This window comes from Cutibacterium namnetense (assembly GCF_001642025.1).
GTDB lineage: Bacteria > Actinomycetota > Actinomycetes > Propionibacteriales > Propionibacteriaceae > Cutibacterium > Cutibacterium namnetense.
Map to the genome: position 1 here is coordinate 1 of NZ_LWHO01000006.1, position 18,713 is coordinate 18,713.

The window sequence follows — 18,713 nt, forward strand, 5'->3', positions numbered from 1 at the left end:
GAAACCAACACTCACCGTCAAACCCGACAAGCATCAATCCCAATCCGGCCACCATCCGAAACCACCACAAGCAGCCCCTGACAGCTCGGAAAACACTACACACACCCCACCACCAATGCAAATCCGAGTTCGTTGACCACCAAAACACCTAGTCAGAAGGCTTTCAACGAAAGTCCCGCGACCTCGTCGATACTGACAGATCCAGGGCCTCTAACCGATCTGCCTGCAAACTCATCACTCCTTCATCCCCCCTCTCGAGGATCCCTCGCACTACCAAGGACTGCGATGTTCGAGCAACACGTCGATAGTGCCTCCACACCCCCGGGGTGACGATGACATTAAGCAGACCGGTTTCGTCCTCCAGGTTGAGGAAGGTCACTCCACCAGCCGTCCCGGGTCGTTGACGGTGGGTAACCACCCCGGCAACTTCGATACGTCGTCCGGCCTCAACACCATCCAACCAGTCGATCCGCACCACACCCCGTCGATTAAGGACCCCCCGTACATGGCGGATCGGATGATCAGCGGTACTAATACCGGTGGCGTGGAGGTCGTCACTTAGTAATTCCATCTGAGTAGGTTCAGGAAGCAGCGGAGGTTGGGTGGCCACCTGAACGTCCAACTGCCCCGGGCCGACACCATTTATCTGGCCAATCTGCCACAGGGCACCGCGCCTGGAACCGACAAGATCGTCGAAAGCACCGGCCAGGGCCAGCGCCTCGACCTCCTCACCGCTCAAATCAACCCGGCGAGCGAGATCGTCGAGGCTGGCGAAGGATCTTCGTTTCCCCTCCTCAACAATCCGAGTCGCCGTCTCGGCACTAATACCGGAGATATCGGAAAGCCCCAACCTCACGGCGAAGCAAGTATCGCGCCGATGGTCACCATCATCACGATTGGGATCAAAAGCTCCGATCTCGGATTCGTCGTGGTCGCGGAGGCAGCCCTCCATCCCCGTTTCCAAGCCTTCACCGCCGTGCTCTTCGTAGCACGAATCCAGTAACTCTAGATCTGCATTTACTGACGACTTCACCACATCAGGACGTCTCGTCACCACACCATGCCGTCGGGCATCGGCTACCAAAGTTGCCGAGGAATAGAACCCCATCGGCTGACTGCGCAACAAGGCCGCCAGATAAGCTGCTGGGTAGTGCAGTTTGATCCAGACTGAGGAGTAGACCAGCCCGGCGAAGCTCAGCGCATGGGACTCAGCAAATCCGAAGTTCGCGAAAGACTCGATGCGAGCGTAGATGTCTTGGGCCGTCTCGTCGTCAATCCCATTGGCGGCCATCCCCTCGAAAAGTTTGGTGCGCAGGGAGTCGATGCGTTCCATTCCCCGCTTAGACCCCATAGCCCGACGTAACAGGTCGGCGTCAGCAGCCGTGCAGTTGCCCACCGTGATAGCCATCTGCATGAGCTGCTCTTGAAAGACCGGAATCCCCAGGGTGCGTTCGAGCACCGGCTCCAGCAGCGGGTGGGGATAGGTAACTGGTTCGGCGCCAGTACGTCGGCGAATGTAAGGATGCACCGCGCCTCCCTGCACCGGACCAGGCCGAATGAGTCCGATCTCCACAGCTAGGTCGTAGAAGCAGCGCGGTTTAAGACGAGGCAGAGTGCCAATCTGGGCGCGGCTTTCTACCTGAAAAACCCCGATGCTGTCACCACGACACAACATGTCGTAAACCCCCGGCTCATTGCGCGGGATAGCGGCCAAGGTCCAAGAACGTCCGCAATGCCGGGAGATGAGGTTAAAGGAAATGCTCAGTGCAGAAAGTATCCCCAGCCCGAGCAGGTCGAACTTCACCAACCCCATCCAGGCACAGTCTTCCTTATCCCACTGCAACACCGTGCGGCCAAGCATCCGGGCCGGCTCAATGGGACAGATGCATTCGACTGGTTCTCGCGTCAGCACCATTCCGGCCGAGTGGATACCCAGGTGACGTGGCAAACCCATGACCTGTTGGGCTAAGGCAGCAACGTCGTCAGGGACCTCGGAACCATCAATATCTTGCGGCGAGGGCGGCACCGACCGCCTTTCCACCTGACGCGACCATGCGTCTTGCTGACCTTGTGAATAGCCGAGGACCTTAGCCATGTCACGAATGGCGCTACGCGGACGATAGGTGATGACGTCGGCCACTTGGGCGGCATTGCGCCTACCGTATTTGGCGTAGACGTACTGGATGACCTCCTCGCGGCGACGGGCATCGAAGTCGACATCAATGTCAGGTTCCTCCTCGCGTAGCACCGACAGGAATCTCTCAAAAGGCAAACCATAAAAGACCGGATCGACGACTGTAATTCCCAGGACATAACAAACCGCCGAAGCCGCAGCTGATCCACGTCCCTGGCACAAAATCCCCTGTGACCGCGCAAATTCCACAATATCGGAAACAATAAGGAAATATCCGGCGAAATCCCGGGCCTCGATGAGGTCAAGCTCGGTAGCCAGGCGGTCCTTGGCTACCAGATCATCCCCGTAGCAATCCCGGCGTCCCTCTTCTACCAAATGACGCAGCCAACTTATGGGCGTATGACCGTCAGGCACCTTCTGGTCAGGCAGACGAGGACGCACCGACTTCAGGTGGAAGGCCGTCCTCTCAGACACCGCCACCGTATTGTCCACTGCATCTCGATGACGACTGAAGAGATCTGCCATCTCAGCTCCACTACGCAGCCGCGCCACCGGGCCGGGAGGCAACCACCCGTCCATATCGTCGAGACTGCGTCGGGCCCGCACCGCCGACAAAGCACAGGCCAACTCAAACTGCTCGGCCCCGGCGTAATGAGCAGCTGTCGTCGCCACCGTCGACAAGCTGTGGCGAGAAGCTAGTTCTGCGAGGAGGTCGTTGTCGCGAGAATCGGCGGGAGCCCGGTGGTCGGTCAGCTCGACCAGAACGTTGTCGATGCCAAAGAGGTCAACCAGCCGGCGCAGTTCCGCTTCGGCCTGCGGCACTCCTTTAGCCAAACCTTGCCTCACCGCCCCCTTGCGGCACCCGGTAAGGACAGTCCAGTGCCCGTCGGCTACCTCGGCCAGATGGTCGAGGTTGTGCACCGGATGGCCCTTGTGTCCTCCCTCGGCCAAGTAAGCGTCGGTAAGAGCTCTAGCCAAACGTCGATACCCTTCCGGCCCATTGGCCAGCACGAGTAGATGACTGCCCACTGGGTCAGCCACCCCGTTCTGCGGCTCAGGAAGACCAATCGACAACTCCGACCCGATGACAGTGGGAAGACCACAGACTTCAGCAGCCTCGGCCATCCTAACTACCCCATAAAGGCCATCATGATCAGTCAAAGCCAGACCTGACAGCCCTAGCTCCACCGCCCGAGTGACGAGGTCTTCGGGGCTGGATGCGCCGTCAAGGAAGCTGTAAGAGGAATGGCAGTGCAATTCGGCATAGGGCACCACTGGCCCCTCCGGCCGGACTGGACGACGGCCAAAGGGCTTACGGACACGACGGTAACCGACCTGATCAGCGTGACTCTCCTGGTGACCATGAAGAGCAGGTCTCCCAGAAATACGTCTTTCCAATTCACGCCAGGGAATTGGCGGATTGTGATAACTCACCGCGATCACGCCTCGTCGTACCGAGCCTCGACCCACCAACGGTCAGCCGAGCCCGCCAACACCCAAGCCTGTTGATCCTCAGTGACCAGTTGCACCCGTTCCACTGAAACAGCCGGGGTATTCCACCACCTCTGGTGTACCGGCCATGGCCCCGCCCACGCGATAACTCGACGCCGCGACCTGCCGTCGTGAAACCACCCAGGGGTAATAGTGGGTAAATCCGAGGAGGTCGTGACAGGCATACCATCCGTCGTCTCTAACCGAGCCGGCAAGGGACGGGAGTACACGATCCCGGGGGCCGGGCCACCCAAGTGACCAGGCCAGGGACGATCCACCGGGCGGGCATCCTCAACAACCGTCCCAAAGGGGACGAGTCGGCGCCGATCTTTAAGCATCCGACCACCGGCGACTTCCCCCACCAGAACCCCCTCGGGGCCCAGTTTCTCCTGCAACTGAGAGATGACATGGACGAGATGCTCAGTAGGCCTGGCACCAAACAGTCCCCCAGCAGCTTCTCCCGCGCGATGAATGCTGGGAACGATGCGCACCGCCTCTACACCTGATTGGCAGAACTCATCAGCGCCAAACTCGTCAGTACCACGCGGAAGATCATCAAACTGGCGCAACAGTCGTGCCAGCAAATCGTCACTGTTGAACTGCCAAGGTTGACGCCAGGTGCGCTCGGAGAAGCCGGTGGTAGCTCGTAACAGAATGCGAGCCTGAGAACACACCCGCCCAGTCTCCGCTAGACGTGTCATGAGCTCCTCCACCACCGGACGTACCTTGGTAACGACCTGAGCACCGGAAGGCTCTGGGTCATCAAGGACGACTTCCACAGCGTCGTCATTCTGGGGGCGCCGAGACGACAACACTGTGACGTCCATTCCCCGGGCCCAGTCATGAGCACGCTGGCCAGCTTCAGCAAACCGCTGTGCGACGTGCTGACGGTCTAGCCCAGCGAAAGCACCCATTGTCGTCAGACCGAGTTGGCGCAGGGTTCGTATCAATCCCTCATCGGCCCGGCCCGTACGAGCCAGCACCGAGACGTCATAGGGAGCCAAAAAAGCTCGAGATGTTCCCGAGGGGAGAAGGATGGGGCCCCGCTTTCCCTCACCGCTACCGTCAGTAGCCGCCACCTCAGCAGTGAATAGACCGTCAGCCACCGATACCCCCACTTGAGGATATCCAATATGGGTCAAAACATTGGCCATACGCTCAGCAGCAGCAATCTCACTGCCATAAAAACGGGCTACACCGCGAGCTGCCACCGCAGCTACGCCTGGCCGTACCACGTGAACTGAAGGGGCCACGGACTTTTCAATCTCACGGACCACCTCGTCGAAGAGAACCTCTTCGGAGGCAGGGTCGTAGGGCACCACAACGCCCCCCGGGCAGCGCAATTGGGCCGCACGCACCCGCAGGCCGGGGACCACACCTTCCTCAGCCGCACGTGCGCAACAGTCGATAACTACGCCACGATCAACAACCATAAGCGGGTCGTCGCCAGGGTGACGCCGAGATGCGGCCACAACCCGCCACTTCGGGACCACTACCAAGAGGACCCGGACCGGGAAGGGACTCAGTCGCTCAGCAGACATCCGCGCTCTCCTCAGCAGAGTGCACCCCAGTACCAGTACGAACTAACCTCACTGAACGGTTGTGATGATGCCTGACCACCGTCACCTCAAGTTCTTGAGCTGATAGACAGCCATACCCCTGTCCGAGGCCCTGCCAACCGATCGTACGTACATCAATGCGAGCAGCCGGATTGGACCATGGCCCCAGCACTACCAGAGCTGAACCTCGAGAACGCAGCCGAGCCGTCAATCGTCTTTCTGCTGTCATCGGCAACGTTGGCGGTGCTGCGGCAAGGACAACATCGAGCCCCTCGATGAGGGTAGCTACCGTCTCAAGCCAGTTCCCTGGATCGGGCACAAGTACCAACCGGGACAGCTCGACTCCCCACTGCCGCGCCGCCTCAACGCTCAACTCGGGCAGGCCTACCACCCCGCACCAGCCATGAGTGAGCAATCCCAGCCCAACCGAAGATGCCCCGTCCAATCGGTACACCGCAGGCATGAGCCCACCAGGAAAGAGCGGCTGAAGCAACGGATGAATAGCATGGCCGCTGGGCACCTCTAACCCATCGACACCACGGCTCACCAATGCGTCAACGTCGACCATCGCACACCCCCTGTCCGACATTCAGCGACCTCTCGAAACCGACGGGATCACCGTGACACGCGTGCCCGACAGCTTTACTGATGAGCCTCCAGAACAACAGCGAACACCCTTGTCAATCCACACTGATCTGGCTCTGAAAGCGCCTCCATCCCAGGTTGAGCACTTCGGTGTCGTCATCCCTTCCTGCCATGATTAGGACCATGACCTCGTCACCTCAAAGACACCGCAGCTCCCCGCAGCTGCAGTTGGCCCTGCTAGCCGGACGGACAGCCGCAATGGTCTCCCGCATGACGGGGAAGGGCTCGGGAGCGTCAATCCGGGGTCGGGTGACAATGAAACTGGCACCCAAGGCCTTGCCCGAACTACTGGCAGGACGTCGCATCGCAAGCGTCACCGGGACCAATGGCAAGACCACGACGACCCATTTCCTTACGGCCGCAGTGCGGGCCGGAACCCCCGACAGCCAGCGGTCCGTCGTCACCAACGCTGACGGCGCAAACCTGCATCACGGCATTGTCTCGGCTCTAGGACAAGCTCCGGACGCCACTATCGCAGTGCTGGAGACCGACGAACGAGTCGTCGCCGATGTCGTGGCGATGGGCACCCCGGAAGTGCTGGTGTTGCTCAACTTCAGCCGCGACCAGCTGGACCGCAATCACGAGTTGACCTTCCTGGGTCGCGATTGGCGGGCGGCCCTCGAAAAAGCGGCCGAGCACGGACCGACGGTGGTTGCTAATGCTTGCGACCCGCTCATCGTGTGGGTGTGTCAGAAAGCTCAACACGTCATTTGGGTAGATACCAAGCCCCGCTGGACAGCTGATTCGACGCTATGCCCCAACTGTGGCGCCATCCTCACCCACGATGACCAGGGGTGGAATTGCCCTGGATGCGAGCTGCGACAGCCGCCAGCTGATTGGTGGGTAGAAGACCACGACGCCGTTGAGGCTTCCGGGCGACGTTTCCACCTTGACGTCCAGGTGCCGGGAACCTTCAACCTCACTAACGCCACCTGTGCCCTCGCAGCGGCTATCCATATGGGTATCCAGCCCGAAGACGCCCTGCGCGGGATCGCCACAGTGGAATCCCCCGCTGGCCGCTACGCCACCTGCACCATCAGCGGCACTCACTGCCGTCTACTGCTGTCAAAGAACCCTGCAGGTTGGACAGAATCTCTGCCGTTGACGACCTCAGACCCACTGGTGCTGGCCATTGACGCAGTGGCAGCCGATGGCAAGGACGTCTCGTGGCTATGGGACGTCGACTACGAGCAGCTAGCCGGAAGAACCGTCATCTGTACTGGGCCACGCGCCCTCGACCTGGCCGTCAGACTGCAATACGCCGAGGTGAAGCACATCGTCATCGAGGACCTCTCCCAGGCGCTCTCCTCCCCTCTCCTGGCCGGGAAGTGGGACGCTGAACACCCTATTGACGTGCTGTCAACCTACACACCTTTCCAGAAACTGCGCCGACTCGGAGGACTGGCATGAACACCGACCATCCCAAGATCGTCCTGTTGTACCAGTCCCTATTGGGCATCTACGGCGACCACGGCAATGCCGTTGTCCTCACTAAACGACTGCAATGGCGTGGCATCGACGCCGAGCTCCTCACCGTCGAGCCTGGTCAGCCTGTGCCCACCGACGGGGCCGTTTATCTACTGGGAGGCGGCGAGGACACCGCCCAGATCACCGCTGTACAAGAGCTCGAAGCTGATGGTGGGTTGTTCACCGCCCTCGATGACGGCGCAATGCTTTTTGCGGTGTGCGCCGGTTACCAGATCTGTGGAAAGTCCTTCACTATTGGTGCCCGTGACGAGGCCGTCAAGGGGCTAGGACTCCTCGACGCTGAAACTCGACGTGGCCCAGAACGTGCCGTCGGGGAGGTGCTGCACATCTGGACTCAGCCCGACGGCAGCACCTGTCCCATCACCGGTTTCGAAAACCATGGCGGCTGGACCGAACTTGGTTCCGACGCCAGACCGCTTGCCGCCGTGGAGATTGGCTGGGGCAATGGCAACCGTCGCGATGAAGGAGCTGTGCAAGATCGCGTCATCGGCACCTATCCCCACGGACCGGTGCTGGCACGCAACCCGCAGCTAGCTGACCATGTGCTTGAAATGGCTCTAGGACGCCGTTTAGAGCCCCTCGACGTACCGGAGATGGCGGCGCTGCGACAGCGTCGGATTGAGGCTGTACGCACCGGTCGGCCATGAGTTTGTCACCTCGATTTTGCATCGTGGCCGAAGTCCGCTAGTGTTTTCTCTTGTCGGCGCTGCTAGCTCAATTGGCAGAGCAGCTGACTCTTAATCAGCGGGTTCAGGGTTCGAGTCCCTGGCGGCGCACCGAAGTGGAAGTCGTTCCATCCCAGAAATGGGATGGAACGACTTTTTCATGTCGCGTTCATGACCGCTGGCATCAGACCCAACCAGGGCAGACATGCCGAACAGGCAGTGTAGGGTACTGCCAGAAGTTGTGACCTGTCGCACCTGCAAAAAGCCGCTAATGCGCACGCGATGTCGCTGTTGACATCGCCGTATCAAAGAGGAAGAAGTCACATGACGCACTACACGCACTCCCGCCGGGCCTTTATCCAGGGCTCTGTCGGAGCACTGGCGCTCAGCGCCGTGGCAGCCTGTTCCAACGGAGACTCGAAGGGGTCGGGAGCCAACAAGCCCGTGGCGAAGGGAACCGATTTCACCGGTGAAGGCCCCATCAACTGGGTCCAAGGCAAGGACTTCTCCGGTGGCATGGTCCAGAAACGACTCGACGAGTGGAACAAAAAATACCCCAAGGAAAAGGTCACCCTCATTGAGCTGTCCGCGGAGGCTGATCAGCAGCGCCAGTCACTCATCAACGCCGCCCAGACGAACTCTGCGGCTCACGACGTCATCGGCCTCGATCTGGTGTGGGTAGCCGAGTTCGCTGCTAACCGTTGGATCGTCGAGATCCCCTCAGACACAAAGCCAGACGGCGTCATTGCCTCGGTGTGGGAAACCGACTCCTACCGCGGTAGGCAGTACGCCGTCCCGTACGCCACTGACGCACCGATCATGTACTACCGCAAGGATCTTCTCGAAAAAGCCAAGGCTGAGATCCCTAAGACTTGGGAAGACGTTGCAAAGGCCACCGAAGCCGTCCGCAAGCTTCCCGGCATGCAGAACATCGGCGGCTTTGGTGGCCAGTGGGCCAAATACGAGGGCCTGACCTGTAACATCGCCGAGTTCATCAATACCTGCGGTGGTGCGATCGTCGACGACTCGGGCAAGGTAACCGTCGACTCGCCGGAGTCCATCAAAGGCATCCAGACAGCCGTTGACGCCTTCAAGTCCAAGCTCATCCCGACCGCTGCTCTGGAGTGGAAGGAAGAGGACAGCCGTAACGGCTTCGAGTCCGGCAAGATCCTCTTCCTGCGTAACTGGCCTTATCAGTACGGCAACGACCTTAAGGAGCTTGGCCCCGCCAAGTTCGGCCTTGCCCCGCTACCCGCCATCGACGGCAAGACCTACATGCCGACCTTGGGTGGCCACAACTGTGCTATCACCACCAACTGTAAGAACAAGGCCACAGCCCTCAAATTCGTCAAGTGGTGGACCAGTAAGGAATCCGAGCAGTACAACCTCGAGAAGCAGTCCAACGCCCCTATCTACGGCGAGCTGTACACCAAGGACGAGAACGTCAAGAAGCTCCCGTACCTACCAACCCTGAAGGCCTCCCTCGACGCAGCTAAGGGGCGTCCGCACGCTGTCGCCTATGGTGACGTCACTGCGGCCATCCAGGATGCCATCTACCCAGCTTTGCAGGGCAAGTCTGACGCCGAGAGTGCGGCCAAGCAACTGGCCGAGAAGCTGAAGACGATCATCAAGAACTGACTGTCACTCGACCACACGGACACGGCGGGGCGGGTCACCTACCCCGCTGTGTCTGCGATCCCGCTCACACCACCCGGCCAGCAGCACCGGGAACAAGGAGCTTTACATGACCACTGCAACAGTGGAACAGACCAACAAAAGGTCTTCGCGGGCCAAATCCCAAGAACGTCTAGCCCTAGCACTCATCGCACCTGCCCTTATCGTCTTGACGATCGTCATCGTCATCCCCGTCATTCAGTCAGTGAAGCAAGCCCTCTACGGCCAGCCCGGGCTGGATCCAGAAACCGGATTCGTCAACGACACCGAGCCGTTCGTCGGAATGAAGAACTTCTCCGACATTTTCACCGGCTCCGGGGAGAGATTCTGGACCGCCTTCTGGAACACCACCCTGTTCGGTGTCGTCACAGTCGTGCTCGAAACCATCCTCGGCGTCATCATGGCACTCATCATGCACCGGGCGATGGCTGGACGCGGCGTCGTCCGAGCCGCCATTCTGGTTCCTTGGGCTATCCCCACCGCAGTCTCAGCCATTTTGTGGGGCTGGATCTTTAACCAGAATGGTGTAGCGAATGCCATCATCGGCACGCATATCATGTGGGCCTCAGGCAACTGGACGGCCAAGTGGTCGATCATCATTGCTGACGTTTGGAAGACGGCTCCGTACATCGGTCTATTGACACTTGCCGGTCTGCAAGTGATTCCGACTGAGGTTTACGAAGCGGCCAAGGTGGATGGTGCCAATGCGTGGAAGAGATTCGTCTCTATCACTTTGCCTTTGGTCAAGCCGGCACTGGTCGTCGCCGTGCTATTTCGGGCCCTTGACGCTCTGCGTATGTTCGACCTGCCGTTTATTCTCGTGGGGCCACGTATGGCATCAGTCGAGACACTGTCCATGCTGGTCCAGGATGAGGCTTCTAACCTGCGGTACGGCGCTGCTGCTGCGTACGCGATCATCCTGTTCCTCTACGTGTTCATCATCGCATTCGCGTTCATCAAGATCCTCGGAGCTGACCTCGTCGGCAACGAACACAAACGCAAGAAGATGAAAGCCATCACCTTCGTCTCTGGTGGACGCCCGGGTGGACGTCGTGCCCGGCAGAAAGCCAATGCTGTACAAGCCGCAGCTAGCAAGGAGGCGGCGTCATGAGTACCGCAACCGCACCGGGAATCATCGGCCAGGAGAACCATCACAAGAAGAACACCTGGGCCAAAGTGCTGCCGATCATCGGCATCATCTTCATCGTCATCTACTGCCTGGCGCCGTTCTACTGGATGGTGGTCTCCTCGCTGCGTCCCGACTCAGAGATCTTCGACAACACCTGGTGGCCAGCCCATCCGTCGGTGGAGAATTACCAGGCAGTCTTCCAGCCGAGCAACAACTTTCTGCGCGGCCTGCTGAACTCCCTCATCGTCTCCGTCGCAGTGACGGTCATTGCCTTGCTCATCGCCACCTTCGCGTCGTACGCGCTCGCGCGCCTAGATTTCCGGGGCAAAGGCGGATTCCTCATTCTCATCGTCGCGACGTCGATGTTTCCGCTGGTGGCCATCATCGTGCCGCTGCTGAAGAACTTCTCGGCATGGCATTGGATTAACACCTACCAGGCTATGATCATCCCGGACCTGTCGTTCTCCCTGCCTCTAGCAGTGTGGAACCTCACGACCTTCTTCAAGCAGATGCCCGACGAGTTGGAGCAGGCAGCCATGATCGACGGCTGCTCCCCGGCTCGAGCCTTCCGCAAGATCATCCTCCCGCTGGCGGCCCCCGGCATCTTCACCACCGCGATCATCGTTTTCATCGGCGCATGGAATGAGTTCCTCGTCGCCGTCACCATGATCAACGATCCGAAGATGGAGCCCGCCACAGTCCTGCTGTCGAAGTTCACTGGAGCTTCACAGTTCAACACCCCGTTCGGCTCTCAAATGGCTGCTGGCGTCATCATGACGGTGCCGCTAGTCATCATGGTGCTGGTATTCCAGCGCCGCATTGTCGCCGGCCTGGCTGCCGGCAGCCTCAAGTGAGGCCGCTCGAGGCAACAACGCATTCGGTCCCGACCCATTTCTGGTGGGTCGGGACCGAATGCGTTGTCCTGGATCAGTTATCAGCACGTGCCGATCATCAGGTGGGCCCAGTGGTCAGGCTGCGCCTTCCTCGCGCTCGGCAGCAGCCTGTGCACGCAATACGGCCGCCTGTTTGAGCATCTTCTCGGCAAGGTTGCTCACCGACGAGTCATCGGTATCGAGTTTGCCGTACTTCTTAGCGTTCTTCTTGCCGAGTTTGGCGTTCCTCTTGGCGGCCTTAGCGTCGTTCTTACGGCGCTGCTTGGCATCCTTACGAACCTGCTTCGCCTGAGAAAGCTGCAGCTTCTCTAGCTTGCGACGAGCGGTAGCGCCCGTAGCACGACCGACAATCGCGCGCAGCACGATGATGCTGACGATGCCGGCAGCGAGCGCGCCCCCAGCGATCGCGATCCGCTGCATGCGCCAGCCGTTTTCGTCCTTAACCTGGCCTTTGACCTGGTCAAACTCACCTTGCACGAAATCACGGGCACGATCAGAGGCTTCACGCTTGAGGGTTGCCGGATGCACCTCCTCTACGAGGTTCTCCATCCCGGCCGCCAGGCGAGCCCGGGTCGCTGCAATATCCCGCCTGATCTCATCGGCAGTGCGCTCGTCCTTCGCCTTCGACTTGCTATCAGCCATGTGACCCCTCCTGGTGCCGTGTCTGCGCTTTGCGCCGGCATGGGCGCGGCGCTGGTCTGGAAACAGCCTATATCGTTGAGGTCATGAGCACCCGTCTTCAGCCCGGTAATGCGGCCCCTGATTTCACTCTGCCTGCCGCTGGCGGCGACCAAATCACCCTTTCAAACTTCACCGGCAAGCGCGTCATCGTGTACTTCTACCCCGCTGCTATGACACCCGGATGCACTACCCAGGCCATCGACTTCACCGCCCATTTGGACGAGTTTGAGGAAGCTGGATACAAGGTGCTGGGGATCTCCCCCGACCCCGTCAGCAAGCTGCAAAAATTCGTCGCCAAAGAGTCGTTGACCTTGACTCTGCTCTCCGATGAGGGCAAGGATGTTATGAAAGCCTACGGGGCCTACGGGCCTAAGAACGTCTACGGCAAAGAGATCGTCGGGGTCATTCGCTCCACCTTCGTCGTTGACGTTGATGAGGACGGTTCGTGCAAAGTCACCGAAGCCCAGTATAATGTTCGAGCCAAGGGACATGTCGACAAGCTCTGCAAAGAGCTTAAGATCGACTGCTGATTCGGGGATACCCGAGGGCCTTGGTGGCCCGGGGGCAGTAGCGCCCCTACGCCGGAGTGGTGGAATTGGTAGACACGCAGGATTTAGGTTCCTGTGCCTTGTGGTGTGAGGGTTCGAGTCCCTTCTCCGGCACCGCAGCAAGGTCTGTGATCGTCGCCCGGGCAGATCGCCCGGTCCAGTTGATGGGACAAGTGCCTCTAAAGGATCATCGTTCAGTGAAGCAGTTGGGCGGCCCTCTGGATGCTAAGGCCAGTTTCTATTTATGGGGGGGTTCGTATGAGCTGCTCGTTCCACCGTCGTCAACGATCATGGCTTGCCGCAATAGTTTCCGGTATGACCGTGATCACGCTCGTACCAACCACCGTTGCTCACGCATCAGAAGCCCAGCTACCGGAGGGGCCGTCATCCTCAAGTGCCACCCCCTCCCCCGGCAACCACGCAATGGGGTCCCAGATCAAAAAGCATGAGCATGGAGCCGTGACGGCCAATCGGATGCAAAGCTTGGCGACAGACACCGAGCTTGAGGGGATGGACGTCTCCAGTGAGGACGGAAATGTTGACTGGCCGGCGAAGGTTTCCTCGGGGATGTCTTTTGCGTGGGTAAAGGCTACCGAGGGAACGTCGTATCAAAATTCGTTCTACGCATCTCAGTACAACGGATCCCAGAGCGCTGGCCTGGTCCGGGGCGCCTATCACTTCGCCCTGCCGTCGAGCTCATCTGGCCAGGACCAGGCAACGTACTTCTCTGATCATGGTGGCGGGTGGTCGAGGGACGGCTACACCCTGCCTGGGGTCGTGGACCTGGAGTACAACCCGTACGGCGAGAATGCCTGTTATGGGTTGAGCCAGACCGCAATGGCCTCGTGGATCCGTGATTTCGTGTCTACCTACCAGAATCGGTGGGGCAGGGCTCCCATGATTTACACGTCCACGAGTTGGTGGAATATGTGTGTGGGGTCGGCAGCCTCGGACATCACGGCGGTCGCGCCGTTATGGATCGCCCGATACTCCTCCACTGTAGGGGAATTACCGTCGGGATGGGACGCATGGGCAACGTGGCAGTACTCAGACACTGACTACGACCATGACCGGATGGCCGGAACTTACGCAGACCTCATGGAATTCGCGACCGACGGAACCGCGAAGCCGCGTCGTTAGCCCCTGCTTCAGCGTGGTGTTCCTGCTGACAACCACAACAGCCAAGATCCACCCGGAAGCTCCGCCACCTTCTCGCGACAGCCGTCGCCGCCACTACGAACCTCGCGGCCATGGGCTATCTTGCCCAGATTTCACAAACTGTGGAAGCGTATTTTAGAGCTCGAAAAAGAACACGAAATCTAGCAGTACACTAATTGCAAACCAGCCGGCGACAGATAAATATAGTCCTAGGGCAACCCATGCGCTCATTTTCAAAATGACTGAGTGGCGATCGCCTGGAGTGTTGATTCTCGCGATGCTGAGTCCCCATCCAGCAACAAGAAACACAGACAACGGAGCCAGATACATGACGAAGGCCTTGAGACTTAAGGTGGCGTCATCCGGTATATAAAAAGTGCCTATACCTGCAACAAAAGTATAGTAAATAGTTGCCAGGAGCATCCCGATGACAGTCGTTATGACGACGCCGATTATCTTGACTCTGTGTTTCCTCTTCGCTGGGGTTTTACATCTACGGACCGTCCTTCCCCATACCCCAGTGACCCACCCGGCCACGGGTAGCGACAAGGAGATAAGAGCCATTTTGACGTTCCGCAAGTAATTACCCAATGGAAATAAAAAAGGCAGCAAAAACTCAACCGCCCAAGCAACCCCGGCTACGGTCCCGATGATGAGACCATTGAGGGGCGCGCGACGACACTCCTCCTCAATCGTGTTCTCGTGGGTGGTCATCGTGGTGCCCTGGTGGTGGTGCGGAGATCACAGGCATCCGCCATACCGTCGTCGGAGTCAATTTGTTCCGAGTTGGCCATCGTAAGGCAGCCGTTCCAGCCATCAACCACGCTATTGCTAACATCGGCAGGCATAATTACAGCCTAATTTCACGCCCCCAAGATGAAGATTCCGACACATCAAAAACGAAAGAAAAAACAAGCTAAGGCTTGCTGTAATATAAAACCAGGCGATCACCGACACGAACACAGCCACCACTGTTACGCAACTCATCCGAATGATGGCAGTCCCGTTACCATGCAGGATATTAGCTCTGACTGTGCCGAGCATCCACCCGACAATAGGGAAAACAATTAGGGGGACAAGGTATATGATAACCGCTTTGCCGCTAAAAATCGCATCGCTAGGTATATAATCACCCCAAAATTTGGAAATAAAATGCTCATGAATCGCCATAATTAGCCCAGTAAAAGTTGCCATCACGGCACCTATAACCCTGATTTTGCGTTTCCTCATTGCAGGAGTCTCGCAAACGCCAACTGTTCTCCCCCACAGCCCAGTAAGCCATCCGACTACAGGGAAAACAACCGACATGAAATAGACGGACATGAAAAAGTTTCCCCGTACACCCCAGAGCAAGAATACGAGCGCCCAGACAGCACCAACGATGGTGCCGATGGCCAGGCCGTTGAGGGGTGCGCGGCGGCATTGCCCTTCGAGTGTGTTTTTGTGAGTGGTCATCGCTGCCTCTCTAGTAGCGGTATAGAAGACCATAGGCATCCCCAATCTCGTCGTGATCGGTGCGGGTTGATGGCAGGGATGCGCGTTATGGTCATACGCTCAGAACTCGAAAAAGAATAATGTCTCTATAAAAAAGCTCGTGGTAAACCAGAAAGCCGCAGACAAGAACAGCATTACACCCGCCATGATACTCATCTTAGAAATGATCCATCGATCATCATGGATATTATTTGCTCGCACACCCCCGAGCGCCCATCCGGCACAAGGAAACATCACCAAAGGAAGCAGGTACAGGATAAATGCCTTAGCGCTGTATGTGTCACGAGCCGGCGCATGGAGGGTATCTTGACTTGCAACTAGCGTATAAAAAGTGATTGCCATCATAATTCCGATCACAGTCATCATCACAACACCGATCACCTTAATCCTATGTTTTATTTTTGCTGGATCTCCACGGGCGGTAAAAGATCTTTCCCATGCCCCCGTAATCCATCCAAGAACAGGTAACGTCAAGGCGACAAGATCCATCTTGGCTCGCCTCGAGGGGTCATTCGCAAACAACCCGGGGATCAAAAGCACAAGCACCCAGACAACCCCGATGATGGTGCCGATAATGAGGCCATTAAGGGGTGCGCAGCGGTATTGCTCCTGATCCGTATGAGTGTGAATGCTCATTGTTTCCTCTCATGGCGGAGGGCGTCAGCCGGTCTGGTTCTGTAGCAGCTGTGAAGCTGGTGCCCGGCAGTAGTAGGAACATTGTAGCCATCGCGGCTGGGATAACCCCCAAGACCACTGCCGCTGGTAAGGACCTGTGTCAACATAACTATATCCATCAAAATTCAAAGAAAAGCACTGACAAAAGTATGTGTAAGTGGAACCAAAATACCGCAGTCATAAATATGACAATCACTGCAACAATGCTCATGCTGAGAATAAATGAAGCACTGCTTTTTTCGAGTCTAATTCCGATAACGCTAAGAACTAGACCAGCGAGAGGAAACACCATGAGAAGGACCACGTGAGCCGCTATCTCTTCGCCACTCAAAGTGGAAATCGTATCCAATGGGCTCGAGAGAAAAAATGAGTACACCGGTGAGGGTCGCCATGGCAGCGCCAATAATCTTGGCTCTGCGTCTGCGTTTCTTTGGATCATCGCAGGCGAACACTCTTCTTTCCCACAAACCCGTGAGCCACCCTACTAGGGGAAAGATGAGTGACATAATAAGGATAGACGGATATTCCTTGGGGTCTATTGCCTTCCACGAATTGACGTATAGTATTGAAAATACCGTAGCCCAGGCGGCTCCGACGATGGTGCCGATGGTCAGGCCGTTGAGGGGTGCGCGGCGGTATTGCTCTTCGAGTGTGTTTTCGCAGGTGGTCATCGGGGTGCCTTCGTGGTGGTGATTTCGTAGTGTCTGTCACCGTCCAGATCCCATTGCCAGCGTCGGATATGGCCGAAGGCCGTATACGACGAGGAGGCATCCACGTCGAGTGGTTCGCCTTGGCGTACGAGTTCTTGTCCGATCACTGCGACACGCATGCGTACCTCTGGTACTGTGCCCAGCTGGTCGAAGGGAACCCCGCCACCAGCCACCGTCAGGCCTGTCATGCGTCTGCGTACGTTTCCCATGCTGCTTCTCCCCGGAAACGCTCCGACAAGGGACTCCACAGACAACACGGACGTTCGTGACACGTCGATGCCGACTCCGTAAGCCCGCGACGGAACCTCACACCACCTAGGCATCACCCCACCCATTGGGCTGACAACGAACACGATAGCCCTTGTCATGCTCGACGGTGCAGCGGGTTAAGCGCTAAACGGGAACAGGAACATCGGCAAGATGCCGGTTATCGCGAACCAGAGATATCCACAAATAATCAACCCGACGACCGATGCGCCAGCCATGAGGGGGACAATGTGGCTATCGCGCTGCGTCAGCGTGATCCTGAGTCCAGCGAGTATCCAGCCGGCGGGAGGGAACACAATGACTGGAGCTAGATACCACACGAACGCTGTGAGGCTAAGGAATTGACCGTTGGGAACCGGACTGTTTCCCGGCCTGTCAGTGAAACCATGAATCATGCCTGTCAGGGCAAGCCCGGTTACGGTGGCTATTACGGCACCAATGATCTTGACCCGACGCTGCCTGCTCGCCATAATCCTACCCGTGTAGCCCGTTTTTGCCCATACGCCGGCAAACCAGCCCACCACAGGAAGAACGATCGCGAATAACGTCAAGGCCATAACGGCGTAGCGTCCAAAACTGCTACGCGCGGCCAGAATCACGAGTGCCCAGACAGCTCCCACAATGGCCCCCGTGGCCAGGCCATTAAGGGGTGCGCGGCGGTATTGCTCCTCGTCTGTATTAGTCATTGTTTCCATCTCATGGTGGAGGAATGTCAGCCGGTCTAGTTCTGTGACAGCTGTGGAGTTGGCGCCGCGTGGTAACGAGAAACACCGTAGCCATGCATGCAAAGAGTAGCTCTCAAAGTCACTGCCACAGGAATATCCATATCCACATGATCGCATCCGTTAAAACGTGATCTTGACGAAAGATAACGCAATAGCAAAGTTCAAGATAAGCCACACTGTCGCAGCTACGAATACTATAATTACTGCTGTAATGCTCATGTCACGAACAGATGAGACATTACTGTCTTTGGGTTTCGTCCCAATAATACCAAGGAACAGGCCAGCAAGAGGGCATATCGTTAAAGTGATTAAGTGGGCTGTGGACTCCTTGACACCCCAAGAGGTGTAAGCGTCTAAGGGTGTTGCGAGGACAAACATGAGCATACCAGTAACAGTCGCCATGACAGCGCCAATGATCTTAGCCTTGCGTCTCCGCTTCTTCGGGTCATCGCACATAAACACTCTTCGTCCCCACAAGCCTGTCATCCACCCAGTCACAGGGAAAACACATGCTACGACAAGTTCAGCCGTGCAGGAGACAATAAAGAGCCCTTCCAATATCACATAGCCCACGAGGACCACAATCACCCACGCAACCCCGGCTACAGCTCCGATGATGAGACCATTAACGGGTGCGCGCCGGTATTGCTCTTCGAGTGTGTTTTCGCAGGTGGTCATCGGGGCGCCTTCGTGGTGGTGTGGGGGTCGCAGGCGTCTCCGATACCGTCGTGGTCGGTGTCGGTTTGGTCTTGGTTGGCTATGGTGGGGCAATTATCT

At 57.8% G+C, this 18,713-nt stretch carries 17 protein-coding genes, 2 tRNA genes and 1 pseudogene; 9 read left to right on the forward strand and 11 right to left on the reverse strand.

The features are described 5' to 3' along the window. Positions 1-163 precede the first annotated feature (163 nt). From A5483_RS07770 to A5483_RS07780, 3 genes are read right to left on the reverse strand one after another with little or no spacing between them, the layout of a single operon-like run. Positions 164-3,568 (reverse strand): error-prone DNA polymerase, encoded by a 3,405-nt coding sequence (locus A5483_RS07770; RefSeq protein WP_169815249.1) that lies wholly within the window; start codon positions 3,566-3,568, stop codon positions 164-166. Positions 3,569-3,573: 5 nt separating this feature from the next. After that, complete coding sequence (locus tag A5483_RS07775; protein ID WP_063811453.1) at positions 3,574-5,166, reverse strand: Y-family DNA polymerase; 1,593 nt, start codon at positions 5,164-5,166, stop codon at positions 3,574-3,576. Then, the gene (locus A5483_RS07780; protein WP_063811454.1) at positions 5,156-5,752 is read right to left on the reverse strand and encodes a hypothetical protein; all 597 of its coding nucleotides are present in this window, start codon (positions 5,750-5,752) and stop codon (positions 5,156-5,158) included. Before A5483_RS07780 ends, A5483_RS07775 begins: the two co-directional genes overlap by 11 nt. A 332-nt stretch (positions 5,753-6,084) precedes the next feature. Between A5483_RS07780 and A5483_RS07785 the strand changes: the two genes are divergently transcribed. From A5483_RS07785 to A5483_RS07810, 6 genes are all read left to right on the forward strand, one after another. Beyond that, positions 6,085-7,239, forward strand: a complete 1,155-nt coding sequence (locus tag A5483_RS07785) for a MurT ligase domain-containing protein (protein ID WP_063811455.1) — start codon at positions 6,085-6,087, stop codon at positions 7,237-7,239. Then, positions 7,236-7,964: a type 1 glutamine amidotransferase gene (locus tag A5483_RS07790; RefSeq protein ID WP_063811456.1), complete on the forward strand. Its 729-nt coding sequence runs from the start codon at positions 7,236-7,238 to the stop codon at positions 7,962-7,964. Before A5483_RS07785 ends, A5483_RS07790 begins: the two co-directional genes overlap by 4 nt. A 56-nt stretch (positions 7,965-8,020) precedes the next feature. Continuing rightward, a tRNA-Lys gene (locus A5483_RS07795) sits at positions 8,021-8,093 on the forward strand. 213 nt (positions 8,094-8,306) lie between these two features. Beyond that, on the forward strand, positions 8,307-9,620 hold the full coding sequence (locus A5483_RS07800; protein WP_063811457.1) for an ABC transporter substrate-binding protein: 1,314 nt from the start codon (positions 8,307-8,309) through the stop codon (positions 9,618-9,620). Positions 9,621-9,726: 106 nt separating this feature from the next. Then, a complete protein-coding gene (locus tag A5483_RS07805; protein WP_002550359.1) occupies positions 9,727-10,767 on the forward strand; it encodes a carbohydrate ABC transporter permease in 1,041 nt (346 codons plus the stop codon). Continuing rightward, complete coding sequence (locus tag A5483_RS07810; protein ID WP_063811458.1) at positions 10,764-11,639, forward strand: carbohydrate ABC transporter permease; 876 nt, start codon at positions 10,764-10,766, stop codon at positions 11,637-11,639. The genes A5483_RS07805 and A5483_RS07810 overlap by 4 nt, the downstream gene beginning before the upstream one ends. Before the next feature lie 114 nt (positions 11,640-11,753). On the opposite strand, the gene A5483_RS07815 is transcribed toward A5483_RS07810, so the two are convergent. Then, positions 11,754-12,320 carry a DUF3618 domain-containing protein gene (locus A5483_RS07815; RefSeq protein WP_002550356.1) on the reverse strand — a complete coding sequence of 189 codons (567 nt, stop codon included), beginning with the start codon at positions 12,318-12,320 and terminating at the stop codon, positions 11,754-11,756. An 83-nt stretch (positions 12,321-12,403) separates the two neighbouring features. On the opposite strand from A5483_RS07815, the gene bcp reads away from it, so the two are divergent. The 3 genes from bcp to A5483_RS07830 all read left to right on the forward strand — a co-directional run bounded on the left by bcp (position 12,404) and on the right by A5483_RS07830 (position 14,047). After that, entirely contained in the window at positions 12,404-12,889 is a 486-nt protein-coding gene (gene bcp / locus A5483_RS07820) for a thioredoxin-dependent thiol peroxidase (RefSeq protein ID WP_063811459.1), read from the forward strand. Positions 12,890-12,939: 50 nt separating this feature from the next. After that, positions 12,940-13,021 (forward strand) — tRNA-Leu (locus tag A5483_RS07825). 189 nt (positions 13,022-13,210) lie between these two features. Beyond that, a complete protein-coding gene (locus tag A5483_RS07830; RefSeq protein WP_176607930.1) occupies positions 13,211-14,047 on the forward strand; it encodes a lysozyme in 837 nt (278 codons plus the stop codon). A gap of 153 nt (positions 14,048-14,200) precedes the next feature. On the opposite strand, the gene A5483_RS07835 is transcribed toward A5483_RS07830, so the two are convergent. The 7 genes and pseudogenes from A5483_RS07835 to A5483_RS12620 all read right to left on the reverse strand — a co-directional run. Continuing rightward, positions 14,201-14,779, reverse strand: coding sequence for a hypothetical protein (locus A5483_RS07835; RefSeq protein ID WP_063811460.1), 579 nt, complete (start codon positions 14,777-14,779; stop codon positions 14,201-14,203). Positions 14,780-14,896: 117 nt separating this feature from the next. Beyond that, the gene (locus A5483_RS12420) at positions 14,897-15,520 is read right to left on the reverse strand and encodes an adhesin (RefSeq protein WP_241497695.1); all 624 of its coding nucleotides are present in this window, start codon (positions 15,518-15,520) and stop codon (positions 14,897-14,899) included. 99 nt (positions 15,521-15,619) lie between these two features. Continuing rightward, entirely contained in the window at positions 15,620-16,195 is a 576-nt protein-coding gene (locus tag A5483_RS12240) for a hypothetical protein (protein WP_193790458.1), read from the reverse strand. Between the two features lie 721 nt (positions 16,196-16,916). Then, positions 16,917-17,090: pseudogene (locus tag A5483_RS07855) on the reverse strand (thrombospondin); the annotation flags it as partial. A 240-nt stretch (positions 17,091-17,330) separates the two neighbouring features. After that, positions 17,331-17,897 (reverse strand): hypothetical protein, encoded by a 567-nt coding sequence (locus tag A5483_RS12425; protein ID WP_002550347.1) that lies wholly within the window; start codon positions 17,895-17,897, stop codon positions 17,331-17,333. 159 nt (positions 17,898-18,056) lie between these two features. After that, positions 18,057-18,614: a hypothetical protein gene (locus A5483_RS07865; protein WP_063811461.1), complete on the reverse strand. Its 558-nt coding sequence runs from the start codon at positions 18,612-18,614 to the stop codon at positions 18,057-18,059. Then, positions 18,611-18,713: thrombospondin type 3 repeat-containing protein (locus A5483_RS12620; protein ID WP_153023083.1), on the reverse strand; the 103-nt coding region annotated here is incomplete at its 5' end. The genes A5483_RS12620 and A5483_RS07865, both read right to left, overlap by 4 nt.

Coding starts and splice junctions, on each gene's coding strand:
- A5483_RS07790 (WP_063811456.1), top strand. CDS start 7,236: ATGAACACCGACCATCCCAAGATCGTCCTGTTGTACCAGTCCCTATTG.
- A5483_RS12240 (WP_193790458.1), bottom strand. CDS start 16,195: ATGAGCATTCACACTCATACGGATCAGGAGCAATACCGCTGCGCACCC.
- A5483_RS07835 (WP_063811460.1), bottom strand. CDS start 14,779: ATGACCACCCACGAGAACACGATTGAGGAGGAGTGTCGTCGCGCGCCC.
- A5483_RS07815 (WP_002550356.1), bottom strand. CDS start 12,320: ATGGCTGATAGCAAGTCGAAGGCGAAGGACGAGCGCACTGCCGATGAG.
- A5483_RS07780 (WP_063811454.1), bottom strand. CDS start 5,752: ATGGTCGACGTTGACGCATTGGTGAGCCGTGGTGTCGATGGGTTAGAG.
- A5483_RS12425 (WP_002550347.1), bottom strand. CDS start 17,897: ATGACTAATACAGACGAGGAGCAATACCGCCGCGCACCCCTTAATGGC.
- A5483_RS07775 (WP_063811453.1), bottom strand. CDS start 5,166: ATGTCTGCTGAGCGACTGAGTCCCTTCCCGGTCCGGGTCCTCTTGGTA.
- A5483_RS07865 (WP_063811461.1), bottom strand. CDS start 18,614: ATGACCACCTGCGAAAACACACTCGAAGAGCAATACCGGCGCGCACCC.
- bcp (WP_063811459.1), top strand. CDS start 12,404: ATGAGCACCCGTCTTCAGCCCGGTAATGCGGCCCCTGATTTCACTCTG.
- A5483_RS07805 (WP_002550359.1), top strand. CDS start 9,727: ATGACCACTGCAACAGTGGAACAGACCAACAAAAGGTCTTCGCGGGCC.
- A5483_RS12420 (WP_241497695.1), bottom strand. CDS start 15,520: ATGACCACTCACAAAAACACACTCGAAGGGCAATGCCGCCGCGCACCC.
- A5483_RS07800 (WP_063811457.1), top strand. CDS start 8,307: ATGACGCACTACACGCACTCCCGCCGGGCCTTTATCCAGGGCTCTGTC.
- A5483_RS07810 (WP_063811458.1), top strand. CDS start 10,764: ATGAGTACCGCAACCGCACCGGGAATCATCGGCCAGGAGAACCATCAC.
- A5483_RS07785 (WP_063811455.1), top strand. CDS start 6,085: ATGAAACTGGCACCCAAGGCCTTGCCCGAACTACTGGCAGGACGTCGC.